Genomic DNA, 19,046 nt, shown 5'->3' on the forward strand with positions numbered 1-19,046 from the left:
CCACTCCCCGGGTGCCATGCATGCGTGATGAAGAGTTCGACTACATCGTCGTCGGCGCCGGATCGGCCGGCTGCGTGCTGGCCGGCCGGCTGAGCGAAGACCCGGCCACGCGCGTGCTGCTGCTCGAGGCGGGCCCGGTGGACAGGTCGCTCTGGATCCACCTGCCCATCGGCTACGGCAAGACGATGTGGAGCCCCACCTACAACTGGCGCTTCGAGACCGACCCCGACCCCAACATGAACGGCCGGCGCATCTACTGGCCCCGAGGCAAGACGCTGGGCGGCTCGAGCTCGATCAACGGGCTGATCTACATCCGCGGCCAGCGCGAGGACTACGACCACTGGGCCGCGCTCGGCAATGCGGGCTGGGGCTACGACGACGTGCTGCCCTACTTCATCCGCTCCGAAGGCAACCAGCGCGGCGCGAACGCCTTCCATGGCGGCGACGGGCCGCTGAAGGTCTCGGACATCGCGGCAAAGCACGAACTCATCGAGGCCTTCATCAGCGGCGCGCGGCAGATCGGCGTGCCGCGCACGGGCGACTTCAACGGCGCCGCGCAGGAAGGCGCGGGCTACTACCAGCTCACCACGCACAAGGGCTGGCGCTGCAGCACGGCCAAGGCCTACCTGGTGCCGGCGCGCCACCGGCCCAACCTGCGCATCGAGACCGATGCGCTGGCCAGCCGGCTGGTGTTCGACGGCCGGCGCGCGGTGGGCGTGAGCTACCGCCAAGGCGGCGAGATGAAGACCGCGCGTTGCCGCGCCGAGGTGCTGCTTTCGGCGGGTTCGATCCAGTCGCCGCAGCTGCTGCAGCTCTCGGGCATCGGCCCGCGCGCGCTGCTCGAACGCATGGGCATCCCGGTGGTTCACGAACTGCCCGGTGTGGGCGAGAACCTGCAGGACCACCTGCAGATCCGGCTGGGCTACGAGTGCAGCAAGCCCATCACCACCAACGACCAGCTCAACTCCTGGTTCGGCCAGGCGGGCATGGGCCTGGAATGGCTGATGCGCCGCACCGGCCCGCTCGCGGTGGGCATCAACCAGGGCGGCTGCTTCATGCGCGCGCTGAAGGACGCAAACGGCCGGCCGGTGGCCGCCACGCCCGACATCCAGTTCCACGTGGCCACGCTCTCGGCCGACATGGCGGGCGGCAAGGTGCATCCGTATTCGGGCTTCACGATGTCGGTGTGCCAGCTGCGCCCCGAGTCGCGCGGGCACGTGCGCATCCGCTCGCTCGACGCGGCCGAGCCGCCCGAGATGCAGCCCAACTACCTGGCCACCGAGCTCGACCGCGCCACCACCGTGGCCGGCGTGAAGGCGGCGCGCGCCATTGCAGAGGCGCCCGCGATGCGGCCCTACGTGAAGCGCGAGGTGAAGCCCGGCGCCGATGCCGCGAGCGACGCCGACCTGCTGGAGTTCTGCCGCAACAACGGCGCCACCATCTTTCACCCCACGGGCACCTGCCGCATGGGCAGCGACCCGCTCGCGGTGGTCGATGCGCGGCTGCGCGTGCACGGCGTGGCCGGGCTGCGCGTGGTCGACTGCTCGGCCATGCCCACGCTGGTGTCGGGCAACACCAACGCACCGGCCGTGATGATGGCCGAGAAGGCTGTCGACATGATCAGGGAGGACGTGAGGGCGGCAGCCGCCGCGACAACCACATCGGAGACAAAGACATGAGCGCAAGCGACGAGAAAGCGATTCGCAGGGTGGTGGTATCGGCCCTGGTGGGCGCCACCATCGAGTGGTACGACTTCTTCCTGTACGGCGTGGTGGCCGGCATCGTGTTCAGCAAGCTCTACTTCCCGGGCAGCGACCCGGTGGTGTCCACCTTGCTGGCCTACACGACCTTCGCGGTGGGCTTTGTCACGCGGCCGCTGGGCGGCGTGATCTTCGGCCACTTCGGCGACAAGATCGGCCGCAAGAGCATGCTCATCATCACGCTGATGATCATGGGCGTGGCCACCTTCCTGATCGGCCTGGTGCCCACCTATGCGCAGATCGGCATCGCGGCGCCCTTGCTGCTGCTCCTGCTTCGCATCGCGCAAGGCATCGGCCTGGGTGGCGAATGGGGCGGCGCGGTGCTGATGGCCTACGAATATGCGCCCAAGGGCAAGCGCGGCTTCTATGCATCGCTGCCGCAGATCGGGCTGGCGATCGGCCTGTGCATGGCCTCGGGCGTGGTGGCGCTCCTGTCGTGGCTGCTGACCGACGAGCAGTTTCTCTCCTGGGGCTGGCGCATCGCGTTCCTGATTTCCGGCGCGATGGTGGGCGTGGGCATGTACATCCGGCTCCACGTGCAGGAGACGCCGGAGTTCGCGGCCGTGAAGGCACGCAACGCCGAACTGCGCATTCCGTTCATGGACATGCTGCGGCGCTATCCGGGCAATGTGCTCAAGGGCATGGGCGCCCGCTACATCGACGGGGTGTTCTTCAACATCTTCGGCGTGTTCTCCATCAACTATCTCACCGGCACCCTCAAGATCAGCCGCACCGACGCGCTGCTGGGCGTGATGGCCGCGGCCGTGGTGATGATCTTCTTCATTCCCTTCTTCGGCCGCCTGTCCGACCGGATGGGACGCGGCAAGGTCTACATGTGGGGTTCGCTGGTCACGGCGGTGTCGGCGTTTCCGGGCTTCTGGCTCATGACGCACAGCGGCGGCAGCGTACTGCTGGTGTGGCTCGCGATCATCATCCCCTTCGGCATCCTCTACGCCTCGGTGTACGGGCCGGAGGCCGCGCTGTTCTGCGACCTGTTCGACGCCAAGGTGCGCTACACCGGCATTTCCTTCGTCTACCAGTTCTCGGGCATCTTTGCCTCGGGCATCACGCCGATCATCGCGACCGCGCTGCTCAAGTCGGGCGGCGGCCAGCCCTGGCAGATCTGCATGTACGTGCTGTTCGCGGGCGTGGTGTCGGCCGCATGCGCATGGATGATCGGGCGGTCCGCGTCGCCGGCCGATGCGCCGGTGGCGGTGGCCTCGCGCTGACTTCGTTTTTATTCCTCAGGAGGTCCTGCCCATGGCGAGCGCGCGCACCACGGCCGCGGTGCGCGTCTCGACGCCCAGCTTCACGTACACATGTTCCAGGTGCTTGTGGACGGTGCGCGGGCTGATCTCCAGCAGGGCGGCGATCTCGGCGTCGGTCTTGCCGCGCGAGAGCCAGTGCATGACATCGCCCTCGCGCGGCGTGAGGCCGGGCAGCGGCGCATCATGCAGCGGCGCCGCGGCGCGGCAGGCGAGCCCATACAGGAAGGCCACCGCCACCGCATGCTCCAGCCCCGCGCGCCGGTAGCGGTCGGCCTGCCATGCGGCGCGGCGAAACTCGCTGCGGCCCGGCGCCCTGGTTGCGATGCGGGGAAGTGCGCGCAGGCCGTTGCTGCCGGCGCCATGAGGCCGCATGGGCGAATGCCCTGACTCCAGCTGCTCCAGCAGGCGAAGCGCGCCCGCACGATCGTTGCGCGTCAGGTGTGTCATGGCATGCCCCTTTCACGGTGCATACGCATTGCTGCGTATGGCGCCTGCACGCATCGAGACGCACGATGCTCGCAGGCCCTTTACCACCAAAGCAGTATAGGCAGGCAAGGGGCGCGCAGGCCGCTTGCCGGCGGAGGGGATACACATGGCCATCGACGAAACACGGCTTAACGCGCTCATGGGTACCCTCGAGCCGCCCTCCTTCCGGCCCGCCTGATCTTCGAATCACGTCCGAAAGGACATTCCAGGAGCCACCATGTCACGCCAATACATCGACTGCCGCGAGTTTCCGAGCACGATGAACTGCAGTGTCGCGCTCTCCGCCGACACCGAGAGCGAACTGCTCGAGGCCGCCGTCCAGCACGCCGTGGCCGTTCACGGCCATACCGACACGCCGGAGTTCCGCCAGCAACTGGCAAGCATGTTCAAGTCCGGCACGCCGCCGCTGCAGGCGCCCGCGCAGAAGACCCCCGCCTGAGGCGGCCTGGCCCCGGCCACCGCCGCTTCGGCCGGGCGATGAACACCTTCGGGTGCTTTCGAGGGCCGCCAGATCCAGGTGCCCGCGATTCGAGGGAGAGCGGGGATGCCCCTACGGCCTGCGGCCCCATCCCCGATGCTGGAACAATGCGGCCACCATGGACGGCCTCGATCTCATCAAAACATTCCGCGAAGTGGCGTTCCGGCGCAGCTTCTCCCGCGCAGCCATTTCGCTGGGCATGTCGAAGGCCACGGTCAGCCGCTACGTGGCCGAGCTCGAGGAGCGCAGCGGCGTGCGCCTGCTCAACCGCTCCACCCGTTCGCTGAGCCTGACGGACGCCGGCCAGGTGCTGCTCGACCGCAGCACCGAGCTGGTGGCCATGGCCGAGAACACGCTGAACGACCTGCAGGCCCACGGCTCGCACCCCCAGGGGCGGCTGCGCATGAGCGCGCCGCATGGGCTGATCGCGGGCTGGCTGTCCGACGTGATCGCCGAGTTCATCCAGCTCTACCCCGACGTGTACGTGAGCCTGGTGTTCACCAACGACGAGCTCGACCTGATCGAGGAAGGCATCGACATCCACCTGACGGGCGGGCGCATCGACGACATGAACCTGATCGTGCGCCGGCTGGTGCCGTTCGACATGGTGGTCTGCGCGAGCCCGGCCTACTGGGCCCGGCGCGGCATTCCGAGGGTGCCCGAAGACCTGGGCCGCCACGACGTGCTGAGCTACTCGGCCAAGCCCACCACCCACCTGCCCTTCGAGACCGGCGGCAAGGCGGTCGACGTGCCGGTGCACAGCCGCATGGAGGCCAACGACGCCGTCGCGCTCATCGAGCTGGCGCTGCGCGGCGCGGGCGTGGCCTACGTGCCCGAGCCGTTGGCGCAGTCGCACCTGGAACGCGGCGCGCTGGTGCCGGTGCTGCGCGAGCACATGCCGAGCGACCACTGGCTGTATGCCGCCTACTCGCAGCGCCGCCACAACAGCGCCGCGATGCGCACCATGCTCGACTTTCTGGAGCAGTCGATGGCCCGGCACGGCAACCCGCCCGCGATGCCGCCGCTGCCTCCCGCGTTGCAGGTGCTGGCTCCTTCTTCTCCTTCTCCTTCTCCTTCTTCTGTGGCTACTGCTGCTACATGCGCCCTTTCCAGGGCACCAGGCGCCGCTCGAGCCACCGCATCAGCAGGTCGAACAGATAAGCCACCACGCCGATGACGATGATGCCCATGATCACGATGTCGGTGCGCAGGAAGTTCGACGCGTTCAGCACCATCTGGCCCAGGCCCATGTTGGCCGCCACCATCTCGGCCGCCACCAGCGTGGTCCAGCCGAAGCCGATGGCAATGCGCATGCCCACCAGGATGTCGGGCAGCGCCGACGGCAATATGACGTGCCGGATCACCTGCATGTAGCTGGCGCCCATCGAATACGCGGCGTTGATCTGCTCCTGCGACGCGCTGCGCATGCCCGAGCGCGCGGCCAGTGCCAGCGGCGCGAAGCAGCTCAGGAAGATCAGCAGCACCTTGGGCAGCTCGTCGATGCCGAACCAGATGATGATCAGCGGCAGGTAGGCCAGCGGCGGCAGCGGCCGGTAGAACTCCAGCGGCGGATCGAAGATGCCGCGCCAGAAGCGGCTCATGCCCATCGCAATGCCCACCGGAATGGCCGTGGCGCAGGCCAGCAGGAAGGCCGAGAACACGCGGAACATGCTCGCGAGGAAGTGCTGCCACAGCGGCTTGTCGTTGGCCTGCCCCGTGAGGTATTCGTAGAACTGCTGGAACACCGCCTGCGGCGTCGGCAGGAACAGCGGCTTGACCCAGCCCATGTTGGTCACGAGGAACCACAGCGCGACCAGCGCCGCCACCGTGACCACGCTGATGGTCACGCTCGAGCCCTCGCCCGGCACCTTGAAGGCGCTGGTCTTGAGCTTGGCGCCGGCCGGTGGAGGCGGCGGCGCGGCGGGCTTGGAGGGCGGTGTCATGGCGACAGGCGTTGCGATGGTGGCCTCAGGCATGTGCAGCCTCGCGATGATGAATGATCGAAAGAACCTCTTCGCGCATGCGGATGAATTCGGACTCCGACTTCACCTTGCGCGAGTCGCCATGCGACAGGAACTGGCGCGAGAACGGAACCTCGTCGTACACGTGCGAGATGCGCCCCGGGCTCGGGCTCATCACGATCAGCCGCGTGGCGAGGAACAGCGCTTCCTCGACCGAATGGGTGATGAAGAACACCATCTTGTTCGACTTGGACCAGGCCTTGAGCAGGATCTCCTGCACCTGTTCCCGCGTGAATGCGTCGAGCGCGCCCATGGGCTCGTCCATGAGCAGCACGGCGGGGTCGCTGGCCAGCGCGCGTGCAATGCCCACGCGCTGCTGCATGCCGCCCGAGAGCTCGTACACCGCGCGCTCCGCGTACTGCTGCAGGCCGACGAGCCCGAGCTTCTCCTGCGCGATGCGGTCGCGCTCGGCCTTGCCCATGCCGGCCAGGCGCAAGCCCAGCGCCACGTTGTCGCGCACGTTGAGCCAGGGCATCAGCGCATGCTTCTGGAACACCACGCCGCGGTCGGCGCCGGGGCCGACCACGGGCTTGCCGTCGAGCAGGATCTGGCCGGTGGAAGGCGGCAGGAAGCCGGCGATGCTGTTGAGCAGCGTGGTCTTGCCACAGCCCGAGGCGCCGAGCGCCACGACGAAATCGCCGTCGCGCATCGTGAGGTTGACCGGCGCCAGCGCCTGCAGCGTGCCGCCCTTGACAGCGTAGTTGACCGTGAGGTCGCGGATGTCGAGCGTGGGCATGCGGCTTACTTCCCCATGGCTTTCTCGACATAGGCCGTGGTCACGAAGGCGCTGTAGTCGGGCTTGACCTCCTGCACCCGGCCCTGCTCCTTCAGGAACGCCGCCGTGCCCGCCATCGCCTTGGCCGCGCCGCCGCCCAGCCACGTGGGCGAGACCTGCTCGGCCATGGTCGGGAAGGTATAGAGCGCCATCGCCGCCGACACGTCCTTCGGATCGGCCTTGGTCCACTTGGCCATCGCCTTGGTCTGCGGCGAATCGGGCGTCCAGCTCTTGCCGCTGGCCTTGTATTCCTCGTTCGCGCGGTTGAGCGCCTTCACGAAGGCGATCATGAACGGTTCGTTGGCCGCGGCCCACTTGGCGTTGACCACGATGCCCTCGAACGTGGGCGCGCCGCGCTTGCCGATGCTGCCCGAGGTGGCGATGGTCTTGCCCGTGCCCCTGATCTTGGAAAGCACCGGATCCCAGATGAAAGTGGCGTCGATGTCGCCGCGCTCCCAGGCCGCCGCGATCTCGGGCGGGCGCATGTTCATCACGTTGACGCTCTTGGGGTCGACGCCATCCATCTTCATGCCGGCCATGAGCTGGTAGTGCGCGGTCGAGACGAACGGCGTGGCCACCTTCTTGCCGGCCAGGTCCTTCATGCTGTTGATGCCCGACGCATTGCGCGCAATGAGCGCCTCGGCGTTGGCGATGTCGGCCGAAATCCAGAACAGCTTGATGTCCTGCCCCTGGCTGGCCGCGGCCGTGAGCGGGCTGGAGCCGGTTTCGCCCATCTGCACGTCGCCCGACGCCATGGCCCGGATCACGTCGCCGCCGCCGGAGAACATGCGCCAGTTGATTTTGTAGCCCGTGGCTTTCTCGACCTCGCCCGATTCCATGACGAGGCGCAGGGGGACCAGCATGTCCTGGTGGGCGAAGGTGAGTTCCTTGGCCTGCTGCGCGAACGCGGCGCCGCTGCCCATCATCATCAGCATCGCGGCGGCTGCGAGCGCTGCGGATTTCAGGGAAAGACGTCGGGGCATGGTCATCTGTTTTCTCCTGTGGGTGAATCTGGGCGGACTTTGCACCTGTTGTCTCTTTGCAGAAAGTACCAGCGCTGTGGGGGGTATGGAGCCAGCTTGTCGGTGAATACCCTTGTTCTGGTGCGAGTGCACGGGAGCGGTGCGTTTTTTGGTTCCGGGGCCGGGTCTCGCCCCGGCGGGCGACTCACTTTCTTTTGCTTCGCCAAAGAAAGTGAGTCCGCCGCCGGGCGGAATCCCGGCCCCGGAACTCAATGCGCCCTCAACTCCCCCCGAGCCAACGCCAACTCCCCAACAGCCATCCCCAAGGCCTGAATCCCCAAAGGAATCTGCGAAGCCGCAATGGACGACAACCTCAGCCGAAAAAACGGACACGGATAAGGCGGCTTCGCAAAGAACACATCCCCCGCTTCGATCAGCACCCCATGGCTGCGCGCCATCAGCGACAACTCGCCCGCATCGACCCACGCCGGCGCCCGCACCCAGATCGACGCCCCACCCTGCGGCAGCGTGAACTCGAACTCCGGCAGGTGCTCGCGCAGCGCCTTGGCCGCGAGCGCAAGCCGCTCCTGCATCGCATGGTTCACGCGCCGCGCATGCGACTCGTGGTGCCCGAGCGACAGGAACAGCGCGTACGCATGCTGCAGGAAGGCGCTCGGATGCCGAACCATCGCATGCCGTATGCTGCGCAGCTCCTTGATCAGCGCGCGCGGCGCCACGATGAAGCCGAGCCGCAGCGCAGGCGAAAGGCTCTTGGACACCGAGCCCACGTAGATCACGCGCCCGGTCTTGTCCAGGCTCTTGAGCGCCGGCATCGGCGTGCCTTCGTACAGGTTCTCGGCCTCGTAGTCGTCCTCGATGATCACGAAGTCCTGCAGCTCGGCCTTGCGCAGCAGCCACTGCCTGCGCTCCAGGCTCAGCGTGGCGGTGGTCGGGCTCTGGTGCGAAGGGGTCACGAAGAGGTAGTCGGCCGCGGGCAGCGCATCGACCACCAGGCCCTCCTCGTCCACGGCCACCTCGACCCACTTGGGGTTGCGCATCGAGAAGCTGTTGCGCGCATGCGGATGGCCAGGCTCTTCCAGGCCGACGCGGGTGTGCTCGTCGAACAGCGCATCGGCCAGCAGGTAGTACGCATGCTGCGCACCGAGCGTCACCAGGATTTCTTCCTTCAGAGCGAACACGCCGCGCTTGGGCAGCAAGCGCGTGCGGATCTGCTCGATCAGGTCGGGCACGTCGTCGGTCTCGAAGTCGGGCGTCCAGTGCGGCAGCTGCGAGCGCGCCAGGCTGCGCGCGCAGCACTCGCGAAAATCCTCGGTCGGAAAAAGCTGCGGGTCGTAGTTGCCGTAGACGAACGGGTACGGATAGTCGCGCCAGCGGTCGGGCTTCGACAGCGTGGGCTTGCCCTCCAGCGAGCGCAGCACGCGCCCCGACCAGTCGGGCGGCTGGCTGGCCTGGCCGCTGCGGCCCACGAGCGGCTCGGCATGCGCAGCCGACAGCGGCCGCGCGTTGTGCGCCACGAACACACCGCTGCGCGGACGCGCCTCGAGAAAGCCTTCGTCGATCAATTGCAGGTAGGCCGAAGTGACGGTGTTGCGGCTCAGTCCCAGCAGCGCGGCAAGCTCGCGCGATGAAGGCAGCGAGGCGCCGGCGCTCAGATGGTCTTCGAGGATGGCCTGCACCACGGCGGCGCGCAGACGGGCCTGCAGCGGCAAGGCGGGCTGGTCGGGCAGCGCGAAGAGCTGCGCCCATTGGGTGGCTCTGGGGTTGGCCATGGTGCGCCGCAGTTTAGGGCAAGCGCGGCGTTCTGGCTCGGTCGAATCCCCGCATCTGGCCCTATCGCGCGGACGGCGGGCTGCCTACGCTTGCGGCATTCAATCCCGGAGCTCCCGCGTGACCGCACAGCCTTCTTCTTCCTCTTCTTCCGTCACCACCGAAACCCTGGCCGCCTTCAGCGATGCCTGGAACCGCCACGACATCGATGCGCTGATGGGCTTCATGACCGCCGACTGCATCTTCCAGACCGCCGCCGGCCCCGACGCCTGCGGCACCCGCCACGTGGGCACCGAGGCGGTGCGCGAGGCCTTCGCGGCGGCATGGCAGGCGGTGCCCGATGCGCAGTGGATCAACGGCCGGCATTTCGTGCACGGCGATTTCGGCACCTCGCAATGGACTTTCACCGGCACCGCGGCCGACGGCAGCCGCATCGAGACCGACGGCATCGACGTCTTCACCTTCAGGGGCGGAAAGATCCACCTGAAGAACGTGTTCCGCAAGGCCCGCCCCAACCTGCCGGCGGCCCGCTAGGCCAGCCGCGTCGGGAGCCCCCGCATCATGACCGTGTCCGGCACCGCTTCTTTCTCCGCCTCGCAACCGCAGCAGCCGCAGCCCCCGAGCCGGCCCTACGACCCGCGCTACGACCCGCTGGTCGCACCCGACCCCGGCGCCGGCCGCGCCTACGCGCCCACCTGGTGGGTGGCCAGCGCCGGCACGCCGCCCGAGGACGACGGCCCGCTCGTGCGCGACATCGATGTCGACGTGGCCATCATCGGCTCGGGCGCCACCGGCATGTCGACCGCGCTCTACCTGGCCCAGGAGCACGGCATCCAGGCCACGGTGCTCGAGGCCAACCAGGCGTCGTGGGGCTGCTCCAGCCGCAGCGGCGGCCAGGGACAGAACGCCAGCGGCCGGCTCAAGCGCTCGCAGTGGATCCAGCGCTGGGGCCTGGACACCGCCCGGCGGCTCGACGCCGAGATCCGCGGCGGCTTCGAGAACTTCAAGCAGCTCACGACGCAGATCGACTGCGACGCCTTCGACGGCGGCCATCTCTATCTTGCGCACCGGCCCGAAAAGCTCGCGGTGCTCGAAGCCGAGGCGCGCGTCATGCGCGAGCAGTTCGGCTACGCCACGCGCATGCTGACGGCCGAAGAGGTGCGGCGCGACTACTGCGACGAGCGCGAGGCGGCCGGCGCCATGTTCGAGCCCGAAGGCGTGGGCATCCACCCGCTGAAGTTCACCTTCGGCCTGATGCGCAAGGCCCGTGCGCTGGGCGTGAAGGTGCACACCTCGAGCCCGGTGCAGGGCTGGCAGACCATCGACGGCGTGCACCACCTGCAAACGCCCGGCGGCGTGGTGCGCGCACGCCGCGTGGCGGTGTGCACCGGCGGCTACACCGGGCAGGCGCTGAGCCCGCTCCTGAAGAACCGCATCATGCCGATCCTCTCCAACTCGGTGGTCACGCGCCCACTCACCGAGGCCGAGCTGCAGGCCACCAACTTCAGGTCGCTGACTTTCCTGACCGACACGCGCACGCTGCGCTTCTACTACCGGCTGCTCAAGGGCAACCGGCTGCAGATCGGCAGCCGCAGCTCGGTGAGCGGCGCCGATGCCGAGCACCCGGTGCACCTGAAGCTGCTCACCGATGCCATCGCGCGCAAGTTTCCGCCGCTCGCGGGCATCCGCATCGACTACTCCTGGTGGGGCTGGGTCGACATGAGCCACGACATGATGCCGCGCATCACGCAGCCCGAGCCGGACAGGAAGATCTGGTATGCCGTGGGCTACGGCGGCAACGGCGTGTCCTTCTCGACCTGGGCCGGCAAGCGGCTGGCCGAGCGCGTGGCCGGCAAGGACACGGGCAAGGACGTGTTCGAGCTTCCCATCTACAAGTCCGCGCTGCCCTTTCCCAATGTGCTGGGGCTGGTGGAATCGCCCGCCTTCGCGCCGTTCCGGCGCATCGGCCAGCGCATGCTCTACAAGTGGTATTGGCTGCGCGACGAGAAGTAGGCAGCGGCGGCCGGCCGACGAGGCCGCGAGCTTGTGCGCGCGCGGTGCGCATTCACCGAAGTGGCGCATCGCACCGCCGCACAACGGGGCAAACCCGTGGCTTCTGGCCCTGCAGGTCGCGCGCGGCTGGCTCTTCGCGTGCACGGGGCAAGCGCCTATCTTCGAGCGCAAGGCCCACGGGCCGAATCCGTCCGCCTGCCTTGTGTCGAACTTCCAGAGGTCCTGCCATGCCCCTTCTCCGCCTTACGCGCCGCGCCACCCTGCTCTCGGCCGCACTGATGACCGCGAGCACGCTGCTTGCGCTGCCCGCCTCCGCCGCCGAGGAGCCCAGGCGCGGCGGCACGTTGGTCATCGGCAGCACGCAGACGCCGCGGCACCTGAACGGCGCGGTGCAATCAGGCATTGCCACCGCGCTGCCTTCCACGCAGATCTTCGCGAGCCCGCTGCGCTTCGACGACAAGTGGAACCCGCAGCCCTACCTTGCCGAAACATGGAAGCTGTCCGAAGACGGCAAGTCGCTCACGCTCAACCTGCGCAAGAACGCGGTGTTCCACGACGGCAAGCCGGTCACCTCGGCCGATGTGGCCTTCTCGATCATGGCCATCAAGGCCAACCATCCGTTCACTACCATGCTCGGCCCGGTCGACAAGGTGGACACGCCCGACCCCCACACCGCCGTCATCCGCATGAGCGTGCCGCACCCGGCGATCGTGCTGGCGATGTCGCCCGCGCTGTGCCCCATTCTCCCCAAGCACATCTACGGCGACGGGCAGGAGCTGAAGAACCATCCGCGCAACACCACCGACGTGGTCGGCTCGGGCCCGTTCCGGCTGACCGAGTTCAAGCCGGCGCAGCGCATCGTGCTGGAGCGCTTCGACAAGTTCTTCCTGCCCGGCAAGCCGTACCTGGACAAGGTGATCGTCAACGTCACGCCCGACATGGCCAGCCTGGTGCTCGGGCTGGAACGCGGCGATGTGCAGATGCTGCCCTTCGCCACGCTGCCCACCGATCTCAAGCGCTTCGCGAGCGACCCCAAGGTGTCGCTCACGCCCAAGGGCTACGACGGCATCGGCGCGCTCAACTGGCTGGCCTTCAACACCGCGAAGAAGCCGCTCTCGGACGTGCAGGTGCGCAAGGCCATTGCCATGGCCATCGACAAGAACTTCATCGCCAAGGCGCTGATGGGCGGCTTTGCCACGGTGTCCGACGGCCCGCTGGTGGCGAGCAGCCCCTTCGCGGTACCCGACCTGGTGCGCTATCCGCTCGATCTCAAGAAGGCCGCCGAGATGCTCGACGCCGCGGGCTACAAGGCCGGCGCCAACGGCGAGCGCTTCAGGCTCACCATCGACTACCTGCCGGGTGCCGACGACCAGCAGAAGAACGTGGCCGAATACATCCGCGGCCAGCTCAAGAAGGTGGGCATCGCGGTGGAGGTGCGCGCCTCGGCCGACTTCCCGGCCTGGGCCAAGCGGCTGGCCTCGCATGACTTCGACATGTCGATGGACCTGGTGTTCAACTGGGGCGACCCGATCATCGGCGTGCACCGCACCTACCTGTCGACCAACATCAAGCCCATCATCTGGACCAACACGCAGTCCTATGCCAACCCGAAAGTCGACGAGCTCCTGAACACCGCCGGCAGCCTGGCCGACCCGACCCAGCGCAAGGCCTACTACGCCACCTTCCAGAAGATCGTGACCGACGAGCTGCCGATCGAGTTCATCAACCAGGTGCCCTACCACACCATCGCGAGCAAGAAGGTGGGCAACGTGCCCGCCAGCATCTGGGGGCCGCTGTCGCCGCTGGACGAGGTCTACCTCAAGTAAGGCGGCACGACATGGGCACATTGCGCTATGCCGCCTCGCGACTGCTCCAGGGCCTGGGCCTGGTGCTCGCGGTGGTGGTGCTCAACTTCGTGCTGGTGCACGCGGCGCCGGGTGACCCGGTGGAAACCATTGCCGGCGCCAGCGGCGGCATGTCGCCCGAGCTGATGGCGCAGCTGCGCACGCAGTACGGGCTCGACGAGCCGCTGCCGGTGCAGCTGGGCGTGTACCTGGGCAAGGTGGCGCGGGGCGACCTGGGCTACTCGTACTTCTTCAACCTGCCCGTGACGAGCATGATCGCCGAGCGCGTGCCGGCCACGCTGCTGCTGGTGCTCAGTTCCGTACTGCTGGCCTTCTTCGTGGGCACCGCGCTGGGCGTGCTGTCGTCGCGCAAGCCCAATGGCTGGCTGTCGCAGTTCATCACGGTGCTGTCGCTGGTGGGCTTTGCGGCGCCGGTGTTCTGGCTCGGCATCATGCTGGTGATATTGCTGGCCTCGGTGTTCCCGATTCTTCCGGTGGCGGGCATGCGCTCCATCGACTCGGCCGGCGGCGGCCTCAAGGACGTACTCGACGTGGCGCATCACCTGGTGCTGCCCACGCTCACGCTGAGCCTGGTGTACCTGGCGCAGTACAGCCGGCTCGCGCGCTCCTCAATGCTCGATGTGCTGGGCTCCGACTTCATCCGCACCGCGCGCGCCAAGGGCCTGGCCGACCGCGTGGTGCTCTACAAGCATGCGCTGCGCAATGCGCTGCTGCCGGTGGTCACGGTACTGGGCCTGCAGTTCGGCAACGTGCTGGCCGGCGCGATCCTGGTGGAGACGGTGTTCAACTGGCCGGGCCTGGGCCGGCTGGCCTTCGAGTCGGTGCTGCGGCGCGACTACCCGACCATCCTCGGCGTGCTGCTCTTTTCGTCGGTGGTGGTGGTGGTGATGAACCAGCTCACCGACCTGTGCTACCGCTTCATCGATCCGCGGATCAAGGCCCCATGAACAAGCTTGCAACGATGCCATCCGTTTCCACCGCACCTGCTGCACCTGCCGCGCCCGCGAAGCCGGCCCTGCGCGTCGAACACCCCGGCATGGAGGCGATGCGCATGTTCCTGCGCAATCCCGCGGCCATTGCCGGCATGGCCATGCTGCTCGCCATGCTGGCGGTGGCCATCGCCGGGCCCTGGCTCCATCCGGCCGACCCCTTCGAGATCAAGGCCGCGCCGCTCACGCCGCCTTTCAGCGAGGAGGCCTGGCTCGGCACCGACTACCTCGGCCGCGACGTGCTCACGACGTTGATCTACGGCGGGCGCGCCACGCTGCTGGTGGGCGCGGTGGCCGCGTTGCTGTCGGTGCTGATCGGCATCACGCTGGGCGCCTTCGCGGGCTACTACGGCGGCAAGGTCGATGCGGCGCTGATGAAGGTGACCGAGTTCTTCCAGGTGCTGCCCGCGCTGCTGTTCGCGATGGTGGTGGTCACGCTGTTCTCGCCCACGCTGGTGACGGTCACGCTGGCCATCGGCATCGTGAGCTGGACCGGCACCGCGCGGCTCACGCGCGCCGAGTTCATGAAATACCGCGGCCTGGAATTCGTGCGCGCCGAGCGGGCCATCGGCGCGCGCGACGCCCGCATCATCTGGAAGGTGATTCTTCCCAACGCGCTGCCCCCGCTGGTGGTGTCGGCCACGCTGGCCATCGGCGCGGCCGTCCTGTTCGAGGCGGGGCTGTCGTTCCTTGGCCTGGGCGATCCCAACCAGATGAGCTGGGGGCTGATGATCGGATCGAGCCGGCAGTACGTGCTGTCGTGCTGGTGGGCGGTGGCCTTTCCGGGCGCGGCCATCTTCATCACCGTGCTGGCCGTGAGCCTGATCGGCGACGGGCTCAACGACGCCCTCAACCCCAAGCTGAGGGAACGCTGATGAACGTCGACCCACTGCTGCGCGTGCAGGACCTGCACGTCGAGTTCAAGACCCGCCGCGGCCAGGCGCTGGTGCTCAACGGCGTCGACTTCGAAATCCGCAGCGGCGAGACGCTCTGCGTGGTCGGCGAATCGGGCTGCGGCAAGAGCATGACGGCGCTCGCGCTGCTGCGGCTCGTTCCCTCGCCGCCGGGCCGCATCAGCGGCGGGCGCGTGATGTTCCAGGGCGAAGACCTGGTGCAGGCCAGCGACGCCCGCATGCGCGAGGTGCGCGGCAACCGCATCTCGATGATCTTCCAGGAGCCGATGACCTCGCTGAACCCGGTGTTCACCGTGGGCGACCAGATCGGCGAATCGCTGCGGCTGCATGCGGGCATGAACGCCCAGGCAGCCCGCGAGCGTGCCATCGAGATGCTGCGGCAGGTGGGCATTCCGGCGCCCGAGCGGCGCGTCGACGAATATCCGCACCAGCTCTCGGGAGGCATGCGCCAGCGCGTGATGATTGCCATGGCGCTGGCCTGCCGGCCCGACATACTGATTGCCGACGAGCCCACCACCGCGCTCGACGTGACGGTGCAGGCCCAGATCTTCGACCTGCTGCGCGAGCTGCAGCGCGAGAAGGGCACGGCCATCATGCTCATCACGCACGACATGGGCGCGGTCGCCGAAATGGCCGACCGCGTGATGGTGATGTATGCGGGCCGCGTGATCGAACAGGGCAGCACCGAACAGGTGCTTTCGCAGCCGGGCCATCCCTACACGCGCGGCCTGATCGACTGCCTGCCCGAACTCGGCAGCAGCGCGGCCTTCGGCGACGGCGCGCGGCCGGAACTGGCCGAGATCGCAGGCGTGGTGCCGTCGATCTGGGAGCTGGGCCGGGGCTGCGCATTCCGCGAGCGCTGCCCGCATGCCATGGCGCGCTGCGCCGCGCAGGTGCCGCCGATGTTCGCGCTCGAAGACGCTGCAGCAGGCGAAGGCGCGGGCGCACCGCACGGCGCCGCCTGCTGGCTGCATGCCGAGGCGCCGCAGGCGCGCATGAAGGAGGCCGCATGACATTCATCGGCAAGACAGACACGCTGCTTTCGGTCGACGATCTCAAGGTGCACTTCGCGCGCGGCAAGGCGCGCTGGGGCAAGCCCGCGGAAGTGGTGAAGGCGGTGGACGGCGTCTCGTTCGAGATCCGGCGCGGCACCACGCTGGCGGTGGTGGGCGAATCAGGCTCGGGCAAGACCACGACCGCGCTCGCGGTGATGCGGCTCTCGCCCGTCACATCGGGCCGCATGCGCCTGGGCGACACCGACCTGGGCGCGCTGCAGGGCGAGGCGCTGCGCCGGGCGCGCACGCGCATGCAGATCATCTTCCAGGACCCGTTCTCCTCGCTGAACCCGCGCGAACGCGCCGGTGCCACGGTGCGCGCCCCGCTCGATCTGATGCAGGTGGGCACGCCCGAAGAGCGCACCCGCCGCGTGGCCGAACTCTTCGAGGCCGTGGGCCTGCGGCCCGAGCAGCAGCACCTGTTCCCGCACCAGTTCTCGGGCGGGCAGCGCCAGCGCATCAACATTGCGCGCGCGCTGGCCACCAACCCGGAGCTGGTGGTGTGCGACGAGCCGGTGTCGGCGCTGGACATCGCGATACGGGCGCAGATACTGAACCTGCTGGTGAGGCTGCAGCTCGAGCTGGGGCTGACCTACCTCTTCATCTCGCACGACATGGCGGTGGTGGAGCACATCTGCGACGACATCGCCGTGATGTACCTCGGCCAGATCGTGGAGCGTGCGCCGCGGCGCAGCTTCTTCGCGCGGCCGCTGCACCCCTACAGCGTGGCGCTGATGTCGGCCGTGCCCACCGTGGGCGGCGGCCGCCGCCGCGCCGCCAGCCGCATCAAGCTCTCGGGCGATCCGCCGAGCCCGATCGACCCGCCTGCCGGCTGCCGCTTTGCAGGCCGCTGTCCCGTGGCCGAGCCGGCCTGCGCGGCCGAGCTGCCGCCGCTGCGCGAAGTGGCGCCCGATCATTGGGTACGCTGCAGGCGTGTCGACATCGCCGATGGCGTGGCCCTTCCTCCTCTTTCGATGCCTGAACTGCCATGAGCACCCCCATCACCACCGTCTACCCCGCGCGCAGGATCATCACCATGAACCCGATGCAGCCGCACGCCACGCATGTGGCAGTGCGCAGCGGCCGCGTGCTCGCCGTGGGCACGCTCGCCGACATGCAGGCCTGGGGCGCATTCACGCTCGACGAGCGCTTTGCCGGCAAGGTGCTGATGCCGGGCCTGGTCGAGGGCCACTGCCACCTGAAGGAAGGCAGCATGTGGGACTGGACGTATCTCGGCTGGTTCGACCGGCGCGACCCCGACGGCAAGGTGTGGAGCGGCCTGCGCTCGATGGACGAGGTGGTGGCGCGCCTTCGCGAAGTGGCCGCGCAAATGGCAGCCGACGGCATCCCCGACACCGAGCCGCTGATCGCCTGGGGCTTCGACCCCATCTACTTCGGCGGCGAGCGCATGACGGTGGCGCACGTCGACCGCGCCAGCGCGACGCGGCCTGTGGTCATCGGCCACGCCAACGGGCACCTGATGAACGTCAACAGCGCCATGCTGCGCATCGCCGGCATCACGCGCGACAACGAGGTCGAGGGCGTGGTCAAGTTCGCTGCCGGCGAGATGGCAGGCGAGCCCACCGGCGAGCTGCAGGAGCCGGCCGCGATGTTCCTGGTGCTGCGCAGGATCGGCAATGCCGGCCTGCTCGCGCCGATGACCGAAGCCGGCGTGCGCTCCTTCGCGCGGCTGGCCTGCATGCAGGGCGTGACGACCGCGACCGACCTCGTCAACAAGCTCAGCGACGAAGACTGCGGCGTGCTCGAGAGCGCGACGCGCGACGAGGGCTTCGGCGTGCGCATCCTGCCGGCGTTCCAGGCCTTTCACGGCACGCACGGCGCGGCCCAGGGCGCCGAGCATGTGAGGGCGCTGGTGCCGCGCAGCACCGACCGGCTGCGCTACGGCCTCGTGAAGATGATGCTCGACGGTTCGATCCAGGGCTTTTCGGCGCGGCTGCGCTGGCCGGGGCATTTCAACGGCGCGCCCAACGGCATCTGGGTGACGGCGCCCGCGCAGTACGAGGCCGACTTCGAGACCTATCACCGCGCGGGGCTCACCATCCACACGCACACCAACGGCGACGAGGCGAGCGAGGTGGCCATCGACGCCATCGAGCGCGTGCTGGCGCGCGCGCCGCGCCCCGACCACCGCCACACGCTGCAGCACGGCCAGATGATCGATGCGCCGCTGTTCCGGCGCATGGCTTCGCTCGGCCTCAGCGCGAACCTCTTCGCCAACCACATCTGGTACTGGGGCGACCAGCACTACGAGATGACCATGGGCCCCGACCGCGCGAACCGGCTCGATGCCTGCGGCAGCGCGCTGGCGGCCGGCGTGCCGCTGGCCATCCATTCTGACGCGCCGGTCACGCCGCTCGGGCCGCTCTTCACCGCATGGTGCGCCGTGAACCGCATCACGCCCAAGGGCCGGCTGCTCGGCGGATCGGAGCGCATCACGGTGCCGCAGGCGTTGCACGCGATCACGCTCGGCGCGGCCTGGACGCTGAAGCTCGACGGCGAGATCGGCAGCATCGAATGCGGCAAGCGCGCCGACTTCTGCGTGCTGGAAGACGATCCGCTCGAGATGGACCCGATGGCGCTCAAGGATGCGCGCGTGTGGGGCACGGTGCTGACGGGCCGTGTGTTCGAGGCGCAGAAAAATTGAGCACCGC

The 19,046-nt window shown here is 68.3% G+C and carries 17 protein-coding genes; 12 read left to right on the forward strand and 5 right to left on the reverse strand.

Features of this window, described 5'->3' with window-relative positions:
• Positions 1-20: 20 nt before the first annotated feature.
• Together EJO66_RS03720 and EJO66_RS03725 are read left to right on the forward strand one after the other, a co-directional pair.
• Positions 21-1,679 (forward strand): GMC family oxidoreductase, encoded by a 1,659-nt coding sequence (locus EJO66_RS03720; protein ID WP_125964654.1) that lies wholly within the window; start codon positions 21-23, stop codon positions 1,677-1,679.
• Positions 1,676-2,989, forward strand: coding sequence for an MFS transporter (locus EJO66_RS03725; RefSeq protein WP_124956159.1), 1,314 nt, complete (start codon positions 1,676-1,678; stop codon positions 2,987-2,989). The genes EJO66_RS03720 and EJO66_RS03725 overlap by 4 nt, the downstream gene beginning before the upstream one ends.
• A gap of 15 nt (positions 2,990-3,004) precedes the next feature.
• Here EJO66_RS03725 and EJO66_RS33280 read toward each other — a convergent pair whose 3' ends face one another.
• The gene (locus EJO66_RS33280; RefSeq protein ID WP_125964655.1) at positions 3,005-3,475 is read right to left on the reverse strand and encodes a helix-turn-helix transcriptional regulator; all 471 of its coding nucleotides are present in this window, start codon (positions 3,473-3,475) and stop codon (positions 3,005-3,007) included.
• Between the two features lie 256 nt (positions 3,476-3,731).
• Here EJO66_RS33280 and EJO66_RS03735 point away from each other — a divergent pair, with 256 nt between their 5' ends.
• Complete coding sequence (locus EJO66_RS03735; protein ID WP_124956164.1) at positions 3,732-3,953, forward strand: DUF1059 domain-containing protein; 222 nt, start codon at positions 3,732-3,734, stop codon at positions 3,951-3,953.
• 157 nt (positions 3,954-4,110) lie between these two features.
• Positions 4,111-5,169, forward strand: coding sequence for a LysR family transcriptional regulator (locus EJO66_RS03740; RefSeq protein ID WP_125964656.1), 1,059 nt, complete (start codon positions 4,111-4,113; stop codon positions 5,167-5,169).
• Here the strand turns inward: EJO66_RS03740 and EJO66_RS03745 are convergent.
• From EJO66_RS03745 to pdxR, 4 genes are all read right to left on the reverse strand, one after another.
• Positions 5,087-5,935 (reverse strand): ABC transporter permease subunit, encoded by an 849-nt coding sequence (locus EJO66_RS03745; protein ID WP_223262165.1) that lies wholly within the window; start codon positions 5,933-5,935, stop codon positions 5,087-5,089. The two genes, EJO66_RS03740 and EJO66_RS03745, sit on opposite strands and share 83 nt — an antisense overlap.
• A 25-nt stretch (positions 5,936-5,960) precedes the next feature.
• The gene (locus EJO66_RS03750; protein ID WP_124956170.1) at positions 5,961-6,749 is read right to left on the reverse strand and encodes a taurine ABC transporter ATP-binding protein; all 789 of its coding nucleotides are present in this window, start codon (positions 6,747-6,749) and stop codon (positions 5,961-5,963) included.
• 5 nt (positions 6,750-6,754) lie between these two features.
• The gene (gene tauA, locus EJO66_RS03755) at positions 6,755-7,777 is read right to left on the reverse strand and encodes a taurine ABC transporter substrate-binding protein (RefSeq protein ID WP_125964657.1); all 1,023 of its coding nucleotides are present in this window, start codon (positions 7,775-7,777) and stop codon (positions 6,755-6,757) included.
• A gap of 242 nt (positions 7,778-8,019) precedes the next feature.
• Positions 8,020-9,540, reverse strand: coding sequence for a MocR-like pyridoxine biosynthesis transcription factor PdxR (gene pdxR, locus EJO66_RS03760; protein WP_125964658.1), 1,521 nt, complete (start codon positions 9,538-9,540; stop codon positions 8,020-8,022).
• Between the two features lie 118 nt (positions 9,541-9,658).
• Here pdxR and EJO66_RS03765 point away from each other — a divergent pair, with 118 nt between their 5' ends.
• The 8 genes from EJO66_RS03765 to EJO66_RS03800 all read left to right on the forward strand — a co-directional run bounded on the left by EJO66_RS03765 (position 9,659) and on the right by EJO66_RS03800 (position 19,039).
• A complete protein-coding gene (locus EJO66_RS03765; RefSeq protein WP_125964659.1) occupies positions 9,659-10,072 on the forward strand; it encodes a nuclear transport factor 2 family protein in 414 nt (137 codons plus the stop codon).
• A 27-nt stretch (positions 10,073-10,099) separates the two neighbouring features.
• Entirely contained in the window at positions 10,100-11,551 is a 1,452-nt protein-coding gene (locus EJO66_RS03770; RefSeq protein WP_125964660.1) for an NAD(P)/FAD-dependent oxidoreductase, read from the forward strand.
• A gap of 227 nt (positions 11,552-11,778) precedes the next feature.
• On the forward strand, positions 11,779-13,377 hold the full coding sequence (locus EJO66_RS03775) for an ABC transporter substrate-binding protein (RefSeq protein WP_124956182.1): 1,599 nt from the start codon (positions 11,779-11,781) through the stop codon (positions 13,375-13,377).
• 11 nt (positions 13,378-13,388) lie between these two features.
• Entirely contained in the window at positions 13,389-14,363 is a 975-nt protein-coding gene (locus EJO66_RS03780; protein WP_124956184.1) for an ABC transporter permease, read from the forward strand.
• Complete coding sequence (locus tag EJO66_RS03785; protein ID WP_124956186.1) at positions 14,360-15,280, forward strand: ABC transporter permease; 921 nt, start codon at positions 14,360-14,362, stop codon at positions 15,278-15,280. Before EJO66_RS03780 ends, EJO66_RS03785 begins: the two co-directional genes overlap by 4 nt.
• A complete protein-coding gene (locus EJO66_RS03790) occupies positions 15,280-16,332 on the forward strand; it encodes an ABC transporter ATP-binding protein (RefSeq protein WP_124956188.1) in 1,053 nt (350 codons plus the stop codon). The genes EJO66_RS03785 and EJO66_RS03790 overlap by 1 nt, the downstream gene beginning before the upstream one ends.
• Positions 16,329-17,366 carry an ABC transporter ATP-binding protein gene (locus EJO66_RS03795; RefSeq protein WP_124956190.1) on the forward strand — a complete coding sequence of 346 codons (1,038 nt, stop codon included), beginning with the start codon at positions 16,329-16,331 and terminating at the stop codon, positions 17,364-17,366. Before EJO66_RS03790 ends, EJO66_RS03795 begins: the two co-directional genes overlap by 4 nt.
• Positions 17,363-19,039 (forward strand): amidohydrolase, encoded by a 1,677-nt coding sequence (locus EJO66_RS03800; RefSeq protein ID WP_124956192.1) that lies wholly within the window; start codon positions 17,363-17,365, stop codon positions 19,037-19,039. Before EJO66_RS03795 ends, EJO66_RS03800 begins: the two co-directional genes overlap by 4 nt.
• The last annotated feature ends 7 nt before the right edge of the window (positions 19,040-19,046 follow it).

Source organism: Variovorax beijingensis (genome assembly GCF_003951285.1).
Lineage (GTDB): Bacteria > Pseudomonadota > Gammaproteobacteria > Burkholderiales > Burkholderiaceae_C > Variovorax > Variovorax beijingensis.